The organism is Cellulomonas sp. CW35 (assembly GCF_052378485.1).
GTDB lineage: Bacteria > Actinomycetota > Actinomycetes > Actinomycetales > Cellulomonadaceae > Cellulomonas > Cellulomonas uda.
Genome location: NZ_CP199000.1, coordinates 2,833,660 through 2,848,402 on the forward strand (window position 1 = coordinate 2,833,660; position 14,743 = coordinate 2,848,402).

At 73.9% G+C, this 14,743-nt stretch carries 11 protein-coding genes; 1 reads left to right on the forward strand and 10 read right to left on the reverse strand.

Annotated features, from left to right (window positions below):
* Positions 1-8 precede the first annotated feature (8 nt).
* From ACT17Q_RS12960 to ACT17Q_RS13000, 9 genes are all read right to left on the reverse strand, one after another.
* Entirely contained in the window at positions 9-509 is a 501-nt protein-coding gene (locus ACT17Q_RS12960) for a DUF501 domain-containing protein (protein WP_141322143.1), read from the reverse strand.
* Positions 510-590: 81 nt separating this feature from the next.
* A complete protein-coding gene (locus ACT17Q_RS12965; RefSeq protein ID WP_444662877.1) occupies positions 591-1,418 on the reverse strand; it encodes an FtsB family cell division protein in 828 nt (275 codons plus the stop codon).
* 172 nt (positions 1,419-1,590) lie between these two features.
* On the reverse strand, positions 1,591-2,871 hold the full coding sequence (gene eno / locus ACT17Q_RS12970; RefSeq protein WP_094182004.1) for a phosphopyruvate hydratase: 1,281 nt from the start codon (positions 2,869-2,871) through the stop codon (positions 1,591-1,593).
* Positions 2,872-3,021: 150 nt separating this feature from the next.
* Entirely contained in the window at positions 3,022-5,133 is a 2,112-nt protein-coding gene (locus tag ACT17Q_RS12975) for an endo-1,4-beta-xylanase (protein ID WP_444662879.1), read from the reverse strand.
* A 111-nt stretch (positions 5,134-5,244) separates the two neighbouring features.
* Positions 5,245-6,642, reverse strand: a complete 1,398-nt coding sequence (gene pntB / locus ACT17Q_RS12980; RefSeq protein WP_094182002.1) for a Re/Si-specific NAD(P)(+) transhydrogenase subunit beta — start codon at positions 6,640-6,642, stop codon at positions 5,245-5,247.
* A gap of 1 nt (position 6,643) precedes the next feature.
* Positions 6,644-8,206 carry a Re/Si-specific NAD(P)(+) transhydrogenase subunit alpha gene (locus ACT17Q_RS12985; protein ID WP_094182001.1) on the reverse strand — a complete coding sequence of 521 codons (1,563 nt, stop codon included), beginning with the start codon at positions 8,204-8,206 and terminating at the stop codon, positions 6,644-6,646.
* Positions 8,207-8,375: 169 nt separating this feature from the next.
* Positions 8,376-9,065 (reverse strand): MazG family protein, encoded by a 690-nt coding sequence (locus tag ACT17Q_RS12990; protein WP_444662882.1) that lies wholly within the window; start codon positions 9,063-9,065, stop codon positions 8,376-8,378.
* Positions 9,032-9,565, reverse strand: a complete 534-nt coding sequence (locus ACT17Q_RS12995; protein WP_094182000.1) for a hypothetical protein — start codon at positions 9,563-9,565, stop codon at positions 9,032-9,034. Before ACT17Q_RS12995 ends, ACT17Q_RS12990 begins: the two co-directional genes overlap by 34 nt.
* A 93-nt stretch (positions 9,566-9,658) precedes the next feature.
* A complete protein-coding gene (locus tag ACT17Q_RS13000) occupies positions 9,659-11,116 on the reverse strand; it encodes a helix-turn-helix domain-containing protein (RefSeq protein ID WP_198303499.1) in 1,458 nt (485 codons plus the stop codon).
* A gap of 113 nt (positions 11,117-11,229) precedes the next feature.
* On the opposite strand from ACT17Q_RS13000, the gene ACT17Q_RS13005 reads away from it, so the two are divergent.
* Positions 11,230-13,089, forward strand: coding sequence for a phosphoenolpyruvate carboxykinase (GTP) (locus ACT17Q_RS13005; RefSeq protein WP_444662885.1), 1,860 nt, complete (start codon positions 11,230-11,232; stop codon positions 13,087-13,089).
* 20 nt (positions 13,090-13,109) lie between these two features.
* Here ACT17Q_RS13005 and ACT17Q_RS13010 read toward each other — a convergent pair whose 3' ends face one another.
* Complete coding sequence (locus ACT17Q_RS13010) at positions 13,110-14,651, reverse strand: helix-turn-helix domain-containing protein (RefSeq protein WP_444662887.1); 1,542 nt, start codon at positions 14,649-14,651, stop codon at positions 13,110-13,112.
* Positions 14,652-14,743 lie beyond the last annotated feature (92 nt).

Sequence of the window (14,743 nt, forward strand, 5' to 3'; positions counted from 1 at the left end):
GGCGGTGGTCAGCACGTGCAACGGTCGGGGCGCCACGTCCCACGGATCATCGCGAGCGCCTCGTCGCCGAACGGGTTCACACCCGGCCCGGCCGCGAGCGCGTGGCCGACGAGGACGTGCAGGCACTTCACGCGCGTCGGCATGCCGCCCGCCGAGATCCCCGCGATCTCCGGCACGTGACCGATCGCCTCACGGTCGGCGAGGTACGCCTCGTGCGCGTGGCGGTACGCGGCGGCGAGGTCCGCCTCGACCGCGAGCCGCTGCGTCCACTCCTTCATGAGCCCCGACGCCTCGAGCGTGCTGACCGCCGCGACCGCCTGCGGGTGCGTCAGGTAGTACAGCGTCGGGAACGGTGTGCCGTCGTCGAGCCGCGGCGCCGTCCGGACGACGATCGGGCGACCGCACACGCAGCGCGCCGCGACACCGACCACGCCGCGCGCGGGGCGGCCCAGCTGCTCGTGGAGCACCTCGAGGTCGTGGGCGGTCACGTCCGATGCGGTAGTGGGCACGTCGCTCCTTCGTCGGGGGGACGCCCATTGTCCCTCAGCGCGCACCGGTCAGCGCGACCGACCCCCTGGGCCGGCACGCCGTCAGGGACGAGCCGACGACGCGTCCTTCGTCGCGGCGTCCTGCTCCGCACCCTTCGTCGTGCCCTTCGTCGTGTCCTTCGTCGTGTCCTTCGTCGGGCGCTTCGTGGCGTCGCGGGGCGTCGCGTCGTCCGTCGTCCCCGCGACGACGAGCGAGTCCCAGACGGACGTGTACCAGGGCTGCTGCGCCTGCGTGCGCGCCACGGGGGTGTCCTCGTCGACGACCTGCGTCGTCGGGACCTCGACGGTCTCCGGGTCGACCACGCGGTACGCCTTCTCGCCCGGCAGCACGTAGGACAGCCGCTCGCGCGCCTGGGCCGTGACGAACGCCGGGTCGTCCCAGCGCTCGAGCTCCGCCTGCAGGTCGTCGTTGCGCTCACGCGCCGCCGCGACCTGGCTGCGCAGCTCGCGCAGGTCCGCCTCCTGACGCAGGTAGGTGTGCAGCGTCGGGTAGACCAGCACGAACGCGAGGACGAGCACGCAGCCCAGCACGATCGCCCGCACCGAGAACAGCCGCGGCGGCTCGACCCGGGCCCGTTCCGCCCGGGCCGTGCCGCGCGGCGGTGTCGACGGCGCACGGTTGCCGGGCCGGGTGGCGCCCGGGCGTGACGTGGCGCGCGGGACCCCGCGCGAGGGGGTCGCAGCCGAGCGGGTCCCCCGCGCCGGCGTGACCGGGCGTGCTCCCGCCGCACCCGGACGCGCGGCGCCGGCCGCCCCGGTCCGCGGCGCACGCGGCGCACGCGGGGCACCCGCCGCGTCGGGGCGGGGGGCGCCGGACGCGCCGTCGCGGACGCCCTGACGCGGGTCGACCGGGCGGCGGGGTGCGGACATGCGCCCGATTCTGCCCCGCGCGCACCCGTGAGCCCGGGACGTCGCGCCGCCGCGTGGCTTCCTTCACCGATCCCCCACGTGCGGGGCGGCCGGCAGGGACGCGAGAGGCCGGTCGCCCCGGGGGGCGACCGGCCTCGGGGTCGGCGTGGGCCGACCGGTCAGGCTGAGGTGATCAGGCCTGGAAGCGCGGGAAGGCCGAGCGGCCGGCGTAGCGACCGGCGTCGTCCAGCTCCTCCTCGATGCGCAGCAGCTGGTTGTACTTGTTGATGCGCTCGCCACGGGCGGGGGCACCGGTCTTGATCTGGCCGGCGTTCGTCGCGACCGACAGGTCGGCGATCGTCGTGTCCTCGGTCTCGCCGGAGCGGTGCGAGGTCATCGTCGTGAAGCCGTTGCGCTGCGCGAGCGTCACCGCGTCGAGCGTCTCGGTGAGCGTGCCGATCTGGTTGAGCTTGACCAGCAGCGAGTTCGCCGACTTGAGCTGGATGCCCTTGGCGAGACGCTCCGGGTTCGTCACGAACAGGTCGTCGCCGACGATCTGCACGCGGCCACCGACCTCGGCGACGAGCTGCGACCAGGAGTCCCACTCGTCCTCGGACAGCGGGTCCTCGATGGACACCAGCGGGTAGTCCGTCACGAGCTGCTCGTAGTACGCGATCATCTCGGCGGGCGTCTTGGCGCCACCCTCGAACTGGTACGCGCCGTCCTTGAAGAACTCGGTCGACGCGACGTCGAGCGCGAGCGCCACGTCGGTGCCCGGCGTGAAGCCGGCCTTCTCGATCGCGGTGAGGATCAGGTCGAGCGCCGCGCGGTTGCTCGACAGGTTCGGCGCGAAGCCACCCTCGTCGCCGAGGCCGGTCGACAGGCCCTGGGCCTTCAGGACGGACTTCAGCGAGTGGTAGACCTCGGTGCCGGTGCGCAGCGCCTCGCGGAAGGTCGTGGCGCCGATCGGGGCGACCATGAACTCCTGGATGTCGACGTTCGAGTCGGCGTGCGAACCACCGTTGAGGATGTTCATCATCGGCACGGGCAGGACGTGCGCGTTGGGGCCGCCGACGTAGCGGAACAGCGGCAGGTCGGCCGAGTCGGCCGCGGCCTTGGCGACCGCGAGCGAGACGCCCAGGATCGCGTTCGCGCCGAGCTTGCCCTTGTTGGGCGTGCCGTCGAGCTCGATGAGCGCGGCGTCGACCAGACGCTGCTCGCTCGCCTCGAACCCGATGATCTCGGGGGCGATCTCGTCGATGACCGCGTTCACGGCCTGCTCGACGCCCTTGCCCAGGTAGCGCGACTTGTCGCCGTCACGACGCTCGACGGCCTCGAAGGCGCCGGTCGACGCGCCGGACGGGACCGCCGCGCGGGCGATCGTGCCGTCGTCGAGCGCGACCTCGACCTCGACAGTGGGGTTGCCGCGCGAGTCCAGGATCTCGCGGGCGCCGACGGCCTCGATGCTGGCCATGGGAGCTCCTTCGACATGCAGGTGGGGTCCGTGCAAGGTGGGTTTACGACCTCACCCTAGTGGCGTCCGACGACGGGTGCGCCGGGACCTCCGTCCGCTGGACACGCGTGTGCATGTCCTACGCACGGCTCCCGGCGCACCCCGCCGCGGCTACGCCGCCGTGCAGGCGGACCCGTTGAGCGCGAACGCCGTGCCCGGCGTGGGCGTGCCCGGGTGCGACGCGTTGAACCCGATCTCGACGCTCGCGCCGGGTGCCAGCCGCCCGTTCCACGGGGCGTTCTGCGCGGTGACGCGCGTGCCGCTCTGCGACCACTGGGCGCTCCAGCCCTGCGTGACCTGCTGCCCCCCGCCGAACGTGAACGTGAGGGTCCACGCGTCGAGCGCGGTCGAGCCGGTGTTCGTCACCCGGACGTTCGCGGTCAGGCCGGTGTTCCACGCGCTGGCCGACCAGCGGACCGTGCAGGCGCCCACGGGCGGGGGCGTCGGGGTCGGCGTGGGCGTCGGGGTCGGAGTGGGCGTCGGCGTCGGGGTGGGCGTCGGCGTCGGGGTGGGCGTCGGCGTCGAGGTGGGCGTCGGGGTCGGCGTGGGCGTCGGGGTCGGCGTGGGCGTGGGGGTCGGGGTGCTCGTCGTCCCGATCCGCGACGGGTCGACCACGCCCCAGAACGCGTCCTTCGCCTGGAGCTGCCCGTCGAACAGCAGCGGCGCGGCACCCGCGCGCAGCCACGTGCGCGAGTCGTCGACACCCCAGATCGTCACGGACTCGAACGACGGCGCGTGCTTCTTGAGGACCGCGAGCAGGTCGCGGTAGTAGTACGCCTGCTGCCGCAGCCGGTCCGCGGGCGGCGTGGTCCACGACTCGCCACCGTGCTGGTACGTCGAGACGTCGAGCTCGGTGACGGCCTGCCGGACCGGGAGCGCCTCGAACGCGGCGATGGTGCCCTCGACGTACTCGAGCGAGCGTCCGACCTCGACGTGCAGCTGGTGGCCCACGCCGTCGACGGGCACACCCTGCGCGAGCAGGGACTTCACGAGCGCGAGGTAGGGGGCGCGCTTGTTCGGGTACTCGCTGTTGTAGTCGTTGATGAACAGCAGCACGTCGGGACCGAACGCGTCGCGCGCGTAGCGGAACGCGTCGGCGATGTAGGACGGCCCGAGGACGCGGTACCACTCGCTGCGGCGCAGGCCGTCGCTCTGGTTCTCGTCGATGACCTCGTTGACCACGTCGAACGCGAAGATCGGGTTGCCCGGTGTGCCGAACTCGCCGTACGTGGTGCGGTAGTGGTCCGCGACGGCCTCGATGTGCGTCTTGAGCCGCGAGCGCAGCAGCGCCTGGTCGGCGGCGCTCGTCGTGAGCGCGGCGCCGTCCCGCTGGAAGAACCACTCGGGCGTCTGCTGGTGCCACACCAGCGTGTGGCCGTAGACGCGCTGGCCGTGCTCGAGCGCGAAGTCGACGAGCTGGTCGGCGGGGCCGAACCGGAACGTCCCCTCGGTCGGCTGGATCGCGTCGGGCTTCATCTGGTTGCCCGGCGTGATCTGTGCGGCGTGGTGCGCGACGAGCTCGCCGCGGCCCGCGAGCACGTCGGCCGGCTCGACCGCGAGTCCGAACGTGAACCACGGCGCGAGCGTCTCGTCGATCTGCGGGAGCGACAGGTCGGGGCTCACCTTCTCGCTCGTGACCGTGACGTCGTCGACGAGGAAGTCGGTCAGGGACGAGGTCGACTCCACGTACAGCGACGCGGTGTCGAACAGCCCCGGGGTGTAGCTCGCGCTGACGTGCGTCCACGCGCCGCTCGTGACGCCCGTGGCCGTCGCGATCGTCTCGTACGCCGACGTGCCGTCGACGTCCCGCTGCGCGGAGACCCGCAGGTCGGCGTAGCCGCTGCCGGTCGCGGGCAGCCGCAGCCACAGCGACACCTGGTGCGTCACGCCCGGCTCGAACGTGTCGGTCACGTCGACGACCGCGCCGTTCCAGGACTGCGTGCGCCCGGTCGCGAGGAGGCTCTGGGTGCCGCGCGCGTCCTGCGTGGTCAGCGCGACGGTCGCGTCGCCGCGGCCGGTCCAGCCGTCGAGGCCGTCCTCGAAGTCGGCCTGCAGGACGGTCGTCGCCGCGTGCGCCGGCGTCGCGGACTGCGCGACGAGGGCGAGCACGGCGACGAGGGCCGCGACGACGAGCGCCGCGAGGCCGCTCACCGGCAGCGCGGTCGCCCGGCGCGTCGGGGTCCCGGCGCGGGGGTCGAGGTGGACGAGGGCACGGCGAGGCATCGCATCGCTCCTGACGGCATGCCGACGGCACCGTCCGCCGGTCAGCCCGGAGGCTAGGGACCGCACGGACCCCGGGACGACGGGTGAACCGTTTCGTCCCGGGGGCCGCGGTCAGCCTGCGGCGAGCGCCGCGACGATCTTCTCGGTCTGGTCCCGCGCGTCGCCGAACAGCATCGCGGTGTTGTCCCGGAAGAACAGCGGGTTCTGCACGCCCGCGTACCCGGTGGCCATCGACCGCTTGAAGACGACGACCTGCTTGGCGTTCCAGACCTCGAGCACCGGCATGCCCGCGATGGGCGACGACGGGTCGTCGAGCGCCGCGGGGTTGACCGTGTCGTTCGCGCCGATCACGAGCACGACGTCGGTCTCGTCGAAGTCGCCGTTGATCTCGTCCATCTCGAGGACGATGTCGTACGGCACCTTCGCCTCGGCGAGGAGCACGTTCATGTGCCCGGGCAGGCGGCCCGCGACGGGGTGCACGCCGAAGCGCACCTCCACCCCGCGTGCGCGCAGCTTCTCGACGAGGTCCGCGACCGGGTACTGCGCCTTGGCGACCGCCATGCCGTAGCCGGGCGTGATGACGACGGACCGCGCTCCCGCGAGTGCCTCGGCGACGTCCGCCGCGGACATCTCGTGGTGCTCCCCGACGGGTCCGCCACCGGCGGGCGCCGCGGCACCCTCCTCGGCCCCGAAGCCGCCCAGGATCACCGAGACGAACGACCGGTTCATGGCCCGGCACATGATGTAGGACAGGATCGCACCGGACGCGCCGACGAGGGCGCCGGTGACGATCAGCAGGTCGTTGCTGAGCATGAAGCCCGCGGCCGCGGCGGCCCACCCGGAGTACGAGTTGAGCATCGAGACGACGACGGGCATGTCCCCGCCGCCGATGGCCGCCACGAGGTGCCAGCCGAGCGCGAGCGCGATGACCGTCATCAACGCGAGCGGCCAGACGGACGGCTCCGCGAGGAACCACGCCAGCAGGCCGCACGAGACGAGCACGGCCGCGAGGTTGAGCAGGTTGCGGCCGGGCAGCGTGAGCGGCGCGCTCTTCATCCGCGCCGAGAGCTTGAGGAACGCGACGACCGACCCGGTGAACGTCACGGCCCCGATGAGCACGCCGAGGAACACCTCGACGAGGTGCACGCCGTCGTGCGTGCCGGTCAGGTAGGAGTTGTAGCCGACGAGCACGGCCGCGATGCCGACGAACGAGTGCAGGATCGCGATCAGCTCGGGCATCTGCGTCATCTCGACGCGGCGCGCGCGCCACGTCCCGACGACCACCCCGATGCCCAGCACGAGCGCGATGAGCAGCGCGGTCACGCCGACGGCCCGCTGGGACTCGTTCAGGGCGCGCGCGACGACGGCGGCCAGCGCCAGCCCCATGCCGACCATCCCGAGCACGTTGCCGCGCCGGGCCGTCTCCTGCTTGGACAGGCCGGCGAGCGACAGCACGAACAGCACCGCGGCGAGCAGGTAGATGGCGTTCGTGAGCGACACGAGCGTCATGTCAGGCCCCCCGTCGGAACATGCGGAGCATCCGGTTCGCGACCAGGAACCCGCCGAAGATGTTGATGGACGCGACCGCGGCGGCGACGCACGCGAGCACGGTGACCACGGGGTCGTCGGACCCGATCTGCAGGAGCGCGCCGACGAGGATGATGCCGGAGATCGCGTTGGTCTGGGCCATGAGCGGCGTGTGCAGCGAGTGCGACACGTTCGAGATCACGTAGTACCCGACGAACACCGCGAGCACGAACACCGAGAAGTGCGCGAGGAACTCGCTCGGCGCGTACGAGATGCCGAGCGTGAGCAGCAGGGCACCGAGCGCGTACGCGACCGTGCGCCGCTGGGCGCGCACCTTGGCACGCTCCGCCTGCTCGGCCTGCCGCGCCGCGACCTCCTGCGGGCTGGGCGGCGGCGGGCCGGTCGTCGGTGGCGGCGCGGCCGAGACCGCGACGGGCGGCGGCGGCCACGTGACGTCCCCGGCGTGCGCGACCGTCATGCCGCGCTGCACCGGGTCCTCGAGGTCGAGCACGAGCTCGCCGTCCTTACCGGGCGTCAGCAGCTGCATCAGGTGCACGACGTTCGTGCCGAGCAGCTGCGACGAGTGCTGCGGCATGCGCCCGGGCAGGTCCGTGAAGCCGAGGACGACCACGCCCCCGTCGGTCACGACGCGCTCGCCCGGCACGGTGAGCTCGCAGTTGCCGCCGCCCGTGGCGGCGAGGTCGACGACGACCGAGCCGGGCCGCATGCCCGCGACGGCGGCGGCCGTGATGGTCGTGGGTGCGGTGCCGCGCACGAGCGCGGTCGTCACGACGATGTCCGCGTCGGCGCACTCGCGCGCGTAGACCTCGAGCGCCGCGGCGGCCTGCTCCTGCGTCAGCGGCTTCGCGTAGCCGTCGGCGCTGATCTCCTGCTGCGCCTCCGGGGCGCGCACGAACGTCGCGCCCATCGACTCGATCTGCTCCCCGACCTCGGGTCGCACGTCGAACGCGCGTACCTGCGCACCGAGCGAGTCGGCGGTGCCGATCGCGGCGAGGCCCGCGACGCCCGCACCGATGACGAACACCTTGGCCGGCGGGGTCTTGCCCGCGGCCGTGACCTGCCCGGCGAACATCCCGCCGAACTCGCCCGCGGCCTCGACGACCGCGCGGTAGCCGGCGACGTTCGCCATGCTCGAGAGCACGTCGAGCGCCTGCGCGCGGGAGATGCGCGGGACGGCGTCGAGCGCGAGCGCGGTGACGCCGCGGGCGGCGAGGGTCGCGACGAGCTCGGGCCGCTGCGCGGGCTGGAGCTGGGCGACGAGGACCGCTCCCTCGCGCAGCAGCGCGACCCGCTCGTCGGGCGGGGCGTCCACGGCGGTGACGACGTCGGCACCCCACGCGCGCGCCGAGTCGACGACCTGCGCCCCGGCGGCGGCGTACGCGTCGTCGGCGAACGTCGCCGCCTCGCCCGCACCGGCCTCGACGAGCACGTCGTACCCGAGCCCGACGAGCTTCGTCACGGTGGCCGGGGTCGCGGCCACCAGGCGCTGCCCGGCCGCCTCCCGCGGGATACCGATCGTCGTCACGCAACGCCTCCTGACCTGCGCGCACCCGCCTGACGCGGGGTGGACGCACGGTGACCGAATCGTGGCCGGGTGACCGTCTCACCGGCTCGCCGCCGACCCTACCGACGTGCGGCGACCTGCCACGGGACCACTGTCCCTCGTGGACACCCGCGACCCTTCGCGGGGCGCGTCAGCCCGACTCTGCGGCGCGCACGCGGGCCTCCCAGCCCGCCGTCGTCCGCCGCAGCTCGCCCTCGGCGTCCAGGCCCGCCGCACGCGCCTCACGCACGAGCGCGAACAGCCGCGCGCCGAGGTCGTCGCCCGCGGGCGCGTCGACCGCGAGCCCCGCGCGCTCCGCACGCGCGACGAGCTTCTGCGTGCGGGCCAGCGCCCCGAGCGCGAGCGGCACGCCGTCGAGCGCGGACGCACGGTCCTTCTCGGCGCGCTTGATGCGGTCCCACGCGACGTGGCGCCCCTCGTCGTCGGGTGCGGACTGCTCGTCGGCGAACACGTGCGGGTGCCGACGGACGAGCTTCGCGACGAGGTCCGCGGCGACGTCCTGCACGTCGAACGGGTCGTCGGCGTCCTCCTGCGCGACGCGGGCGTGGAACACGACCTGCAGCAGCAGGTCGCCCAGCTCCTCGCGCAGCCCCGCGCGGTCGTCGTGCTCGATCGCCTCGACGAGCTCGTACGCCTCCTCGAGCGCGTACGGCGCGAGCGAGGCGTGCGTCTGCTCCGCGTCCCACGGGCACCCGCCCGGCGAGCGCAGCCGGTCCATGACGGCGACGAGCTCGTCCAGCGCGCTCGTCGTGCCCCCGGCCGGGGGCCGGTCGGCCGCGGCCGGGCTCAGGGCGCGTCCGCCCGGGGCGTCACGATCCACGGCCGCGCGGACGCACCCTCGACCGCCGCGCTCTCGCCGAGCGTGCCGAACCGGGGGTTGACCTCGACGTCCAGCGCGTCGAGCCGCTCGGCCACCTGCTGCCCGAGCGCCTCGAGGTCGCCCGCGTCCTGCAGGTTGCCGGACGCGAGCGAGTAGCGCGCGATCGCGAGCGTCGCGTCGCTGTACTCGCCGACGTCGATGCCCACGGACTGCGAGACCTGGTCGAGCAGGCCGGCCGCGTCCTCGTCGGACACCGCCACGCCCTCGTCGGCCGCGAACCGCGTCATCGTCGGCTCCTGGATGAGGATCGACAGCACGGTCGGCACGTCGAACTGCTGCCCGAGCTCGGTGAGCTGGTCCGTCGCGGACCGCACCTCCTGCGCGGTGATGACGTGCCCGTCGACCACGGCGGCCGCGCCGGGCGTGCCCGAGCACGCCCCCAGGGTGGCGGCGGCGAGCGCCGCGCCTCCCGCGAGCAGCACCGCCCGCGCGCGCGTCATCCGGTTCGTAGGCGTGCTGGTGTGCACCTGACCTCCCGCGTCCTCGCGACGACCTCGTCGACGGGCGCCATAGTAGGCCCACCGGCGCAGCGTTCAGGCACCGCCCGACGACGGCGCGTGCCGGTCGAGGAACGCGTACATCTCCGCGGCGTCCACGCCGGGGAACAGACCGGCGGGCAGCGGTGCGAAGACGTGCTGGTGGATGCGCGCGCTCGGCCAGGACGCCTGCTCCCACCGTGCGGCCGACGCCTCGTCGGGCCGGCGGCAGCACGCGGCGTCGGGGCACGTGCTCGTGCGGCGTACCTGCGTGTCCCGCCCGCGGAACCACCGCGCGGCCGAGAACGGCACGCCCACCGCGAGCGCGAACCGTCCGGTGGGCGCGACGCCGGGCTGCGTGGAGCACCAGAACGTGCCGGCGGGCGTGTCCGTGTACTGGTACGACTCGGTCGCGTGGTCGCGGCGGGACAGCGCCTCGCGCACGCCCCAGCGGCGGCACACGACCTGCCCCTCGATCGCGCCGGTGACGTCCGCGGGCAGCGGCAGACCGTCGTTCGCGTAGGCGCGGTAGATCGAGCCGTCCTCGTTGATGCGCAGGAAGTGCACGCGGATGTCGAGGTGGTGGGTGGCGAGCGACGTGAAGCGCTGCGCGGCGGCCTCGTGCGTCACCCCGAACGCGTCCCGGAAGTCCTCGATCGCGAGCTCGCGCGAACGCTTGCGCGCCGCGAGGAACTCGACCGACGCGGACTGCGGCATGAGGCACGACGACGCGAAGTACGTGATCTCCATGCGCTGGCGGAGGAACTCCTCGTACGTGGCGGGCCGGTCGTGGTCGAGCACGCGGTGGGCCATGGCCTGCAGCGCGAGGGAGCGCAGGCCGTGCCCGCCGGGGGTCGAGGCGGGTGGCAGGTAGATGCGCCCGTTCGCCAGGTCGGTCACGGTGCGGGTGGAGCGCGGCAGGTCGTCGACGTGGCGGATCTCGAAGCCGAGCCGCTCGGCCATGCGCCACACGGTGCGGTGCGTGAGCGGCCCCGAGGTGTAGCCCGCGTCGCGGACCATGCGCTCGGCGACGACCTCGAGCTCGGGGAAGTGGTTGTCGCGCTCCTGGCGCGCGAGGCGCAGCGCGGTGTTGGCGCGGCGGGCCTCCTCGGGCGTGGCGACGGCCTCACGGTCGCGCCGCGCGAGCTCGGCATGCAGGCCGACGAGCTGCTCGAGCACCGGGGTGGGCAGCGTGCGGCCCGGGCGGACCTGCGGCAGCCCGAGGCGCTGGAACGAGGGCGTGCGCTGCGCCCTGTCGAGCTCGATCTCCAGGGCGGCCCGGCGCGTGGGCGGCTCGGGGTCGACGAGGTCGTTGACGGTGACGCCGAGCGTCGCGGCGAGGTCGCGCAGCAGCGACAGGCGAGGCTCGCGGCGCCCGTTCTCGACGAGCGAGAGCATGCTCGCGGTGACACCCACCCGCGCGCCGAGCGCGTCGAGGGTCAGGCCCCGCGCGGTGCGCAGGTGCCGGATGCGGCGGCCGGTCGTGAGCACGTCGTCGGAAGGCACGGACCTCACGATACGTCAAGAACGCCGAAACTTGACGGCGGTTCGAGTTGGCAGCGCCCGTCCAGGTTGACAGACGATCGAGAGGCAGGACCACCCCGCCCGGACTCGCACAGGAGCCGTCCATGACCGTCACGTCCGTCCGCATCCCCCGGCTGCCGACCGTCGACGCCCACCGCCCGCTCTCGCTGCTCGCCTGGGTGGACGCCGTCGCCCGGCTCACGGAGCCCGACGCGGTCGTGTGGTGCGACGGCTCCGCCGCCGAGCGCGAAGGGCTGCTCGCGCAGATGGTCGACTCCGGCACGCTGACCGCCCTCGACCCCGAGCGCCGCCCCGGCTCCTACCTGGCGCGGTCCGACCCCGACGACGTCGCGCGCGTCGAGTCCCGCACGTTCATCTGCAGCGAGGACGCCGCCGACGCGGGCCCCACCAACAACTGGCGCGAACCCGCGCTCATGCGCGCCGAGCTCGCGGGCGTGTTCGCCGGCGCCATGCGCGGCCGCACGCTCTACGTCGTCCCGTTCTCGATGGGTCCGGTCGACAGCCCGCTCGCCCGGTTCGGCGTGCAGCTCACCGACTCGCCGTACGTCGTCGTCAGCATGGGCGTCATGACGCGGGTGACCGGCGACGTCGTCGACCGCATTCGTGCGGGCGCCGCCTGGGTCCCGGCCGTGCACAGCGTCGGTGCCCCGCTCGTCTCGTCGGACGGCACGCGCGTCGCGGACGTCCCGTGGCCGTGCAACCCGCGCAAGTACGTCGCGCACTTCCCCGAGTCGCGCGAGATCTGGTCGTTCGGGTCCGGGTACGGCGGCAACGCGCTGCTCGGCAAGAAGTGCTTCGCGCTGCGCATCGCGTCCGTGATCGGGCGCGACGAGGGCTGGCTCGCCGAGCACATGCTGCTCGTGCGCGTCACCTCCCCCGAGGGCAAGCGGTACCACGTGGCCGCCGCGTTCCCCTCGGCGTGCGGCAAGACGAACTTCGCGATGCTCCAGCCCACCCTGCCCGGGTGGCGGGTCGAGACGCTCGGCGACGACATCGCGTGGCTGCGCCCGGGCGACGACGGCCGGCTGTACGCCATCAACCCCGAGGCCGGCTTCTTCGGCGTCGCGCCCGGCACGGGCGTCGAGACCAACCCCACCGCGGTGCGGATGCTCGAGCGGGACGTCATCTTCACCAACGTCGCCCTGACCGACGACGGCGACGTCTGGTGGGAGGGCCTGACCCCCGAGCCGCCCGCGCACCTCACCGACTGGACCGGCCGGTCGTGGACCCCGGACTCGGGCCGCCCCGCGGCGCACCCGAACTCGCGGTTCACCGTGGCCGCCGCGCAGTGCCCGAGCATCGCCGACACGTGGCAGGACCCCGAAGGCGTGCCGGTCGACGCGATCGTGTTCGGCGGTCGCCGCGCGACGAACGTGCCGCTCGTGACCCGGGCGTTCGACTGGCAGCACGGGGTGTTCCTGGGCGCGACCGTCGCGTCGGAGCAGACCGCCGCCGCCGAGGGCACCGTGGGCACGCTGCGCCGCGACCCGTTCGCGATGCTCCCGTTCTGCGGCTACGACATGGCCGACCACTGGGGGCACTGGCTGTCCGTCGGCGCGGGGCTGTCCGAGCAGGGGCGCCCGCTGGTGTTCGGCGTCAACTGGTTCCGCAAGGCCGCGGACGGCTCGTGGCTGTGGCCCGGGTTCGGCGAGAACTCCCGGGTGCTCGCGTGGATCGTCGGCCAGGTCGAGGCCGCACGGGCCGGGTCCGACGAGGGCGCCGTGGCCGGTCCGGTCGGGCTGCGGCCCGCACCGGGTGCGCTCGACCTCGACGGCCTGGGCCTGACGGACGAGCAGGTGGCCGAGCTGTTCGCGGTCGACCCGCAGGCGTGGCTCGCCGAGGCGGAGCTGACCGAGGTCTTCTTCGCGCAGTTCGGCGACCGCCTCCCGGCCCCGCTGCGCACCCAGCTGGCAGCCCTCCGCCACCGCCTGTCCCAGCCCTGACCCCGGCTGGACCACGCGCGTCAGGCGGGCGCGTGGCGCTCGAGGAACTCGTAGACCTCGGTCGTGTCGACGCCCGGGAACACGCCCACGGGCAGCGCAGCGAGCAGCGACGCGTGCGGTCGCGCCGACGGCCACGCCGCGCCCTCCCACCGCTGCGCGAGCGGCTCGGGGGGTGTGCGGCAGCACGACGGGTCGGGGCACGTCGACGACGAGCGCAGGGTCGTCTCGCGGCCGCGGAACCACCGCACGTGCGCGAACGGCACCCCCACCGAGACCGAGAACGCCCCCTGCGACGACGGCTGCACGCGCGACGTGCACCAGTAGGTGCCCGACGAGGTGTCCGTGTACTGGTAGTACGGCGAGAACCGGTCCTCGCACGTGAACACGGTCCGCGCGGTCCACTGCCGGCACACCGGCTGGCCCTCGATCGCGCCGAGCGGGTCCGACGGGAACGCGACGCCGTCGTTCTCGTACGCCTTGTGCAGCGTGCCGCCCTCGTGGACCTTCATGAAGTGCACGGGCAGGCCCAGGTGCCGCGTCGCGAGGTTCGTGAAGCGGTGCGCGGCGGTCTCGTAGGGCACCGCGAACGCGTCGCGCAGGTCCTCGACCGACAGGCGGCGCTCGTCCTTCGCCGCCGCGAGGAACCGCACCGCACCGTCCTCCGGGAGCATGAGGGCCGCGGCCAGGTAGTTCGCCTCGACGCGTTGGCGCAGGAAGTCGCGGTAGTCGCGCGGCTCGGTGTGGCCCAGCACGTGGCTGCCGAGCGCCTGGAGCACCGGCGAGCGCGAGTCCGAGAAGCCGCCGCCGATCTGCGGCAGGTAGATCCGGCCGTGCGCGTGGTCGGTCACCGAGCGCACCGAGCGGGGCAGGTCCGGCACGTGGTGCAGCGTGAAGCCCAGGTGCGCCGCGATGTCGGACGTCGCGCGCTGCGACAGCGGGCCGCCGTCGTGCCCGATCGCGGTCAGCAGCGTGCGCGCGTGCTCCTCGAGCTCGGGGAAGTAGTTGTCGCGCTCGCGCATCTGCGCGCGCAGCTCGGCGTTCGCCCGGCGCGCCTCCTCCGGCGTCGCCGCGTGCTCGGTGAGCAGCCGCTCCACCTCGTGCTGCATCGCGACGAGGGCCTCGAGCGCGTCGGTCGGCAGCGACTTCGCGACCTTGACCGTGGGCAGGCCGAGCTGCGCGAACAGCGGCCCGCGCTGCGCGCGCTCGAGCTCGACCTCGAGCGCGGCACGGCGGCTCGGCGCCTCGGTACGCAGGAGCTCGGCGAGCGGGACGCCGAGCGCCTCGGCGATCTGGCCGAGCAGGCTCAGGCGCGGCTCGCGGTGCCCGTTCTCGAGCATGGACACCTGCGAGGGCGCGCGCCCGATCGCGGTGCCGAGGTCCTCGAGGGTCATGCCGCGCTGCGTGCGCAGGTGCCGGATGCGGCGTCCGAGGACGAGCGTGTCGATGCCGCCCGAGCCGGCGGACACGTCGGTGCGCTCGTCGGCGCGCTCGTCGGCACGCGGGGAGGTGCGCGGGGAGGTGCGCGTGGGTGCGCTCGGGCGGTGCGGTGCTGTCGTCGTCACGTGACCAGCGTCACACCCGGCGCGGATTCTGTCACGCAGAAGTTTCGCTGATCTTCTCGTCGATCAGCCGGTGAAGAACCCTTGCCCATGCC

Coding starts and splice junctions, on each gene's coding strand:
- pntB (WP_094182002.1), bottom strand. CDS start 6,642: ATGACGCTCGTGTCGCTCACGAACGCCATCTACCTGCTCGCCGCGGTG.
- ACT17Q_RS13005 (WP_444662885.1), top strand. CDS start 11,230: ATGACCGTCACGTCCGTCCGCATCCCCCGGCTGCCGACCGTCGACGCC.
- ACT17Q_RS12995 (WP_094182000.1), bottom strand. CDS start 9,565: ATGACGCGCGCGCGGGCGGTGCTGCTCGCGGGAGGCGCGGCGCTCGCC.
- ACT17Q_RS12975 (WP_444662879.1), bottom strand. CDS start 5,133: ATGCCTCGCCGTGCCCTCGTCCACCTCGACCCCCGCGCCGGGACCCCG.
- eno (WP_094182004.1), bottom strand. CDS start 2,871: ATGGCCAGCATCGAGGCCGTCGGCGCCCGCGAGATCCTGGACTCGCGC.
- ACT17Q_RS12965 (WP_444662877.1), bottom strand. CDS start 1,418: ATGTCCGCACCCCGCCGCCCGGTCGACCCGCGTCAGGGCGTCCGCGAC.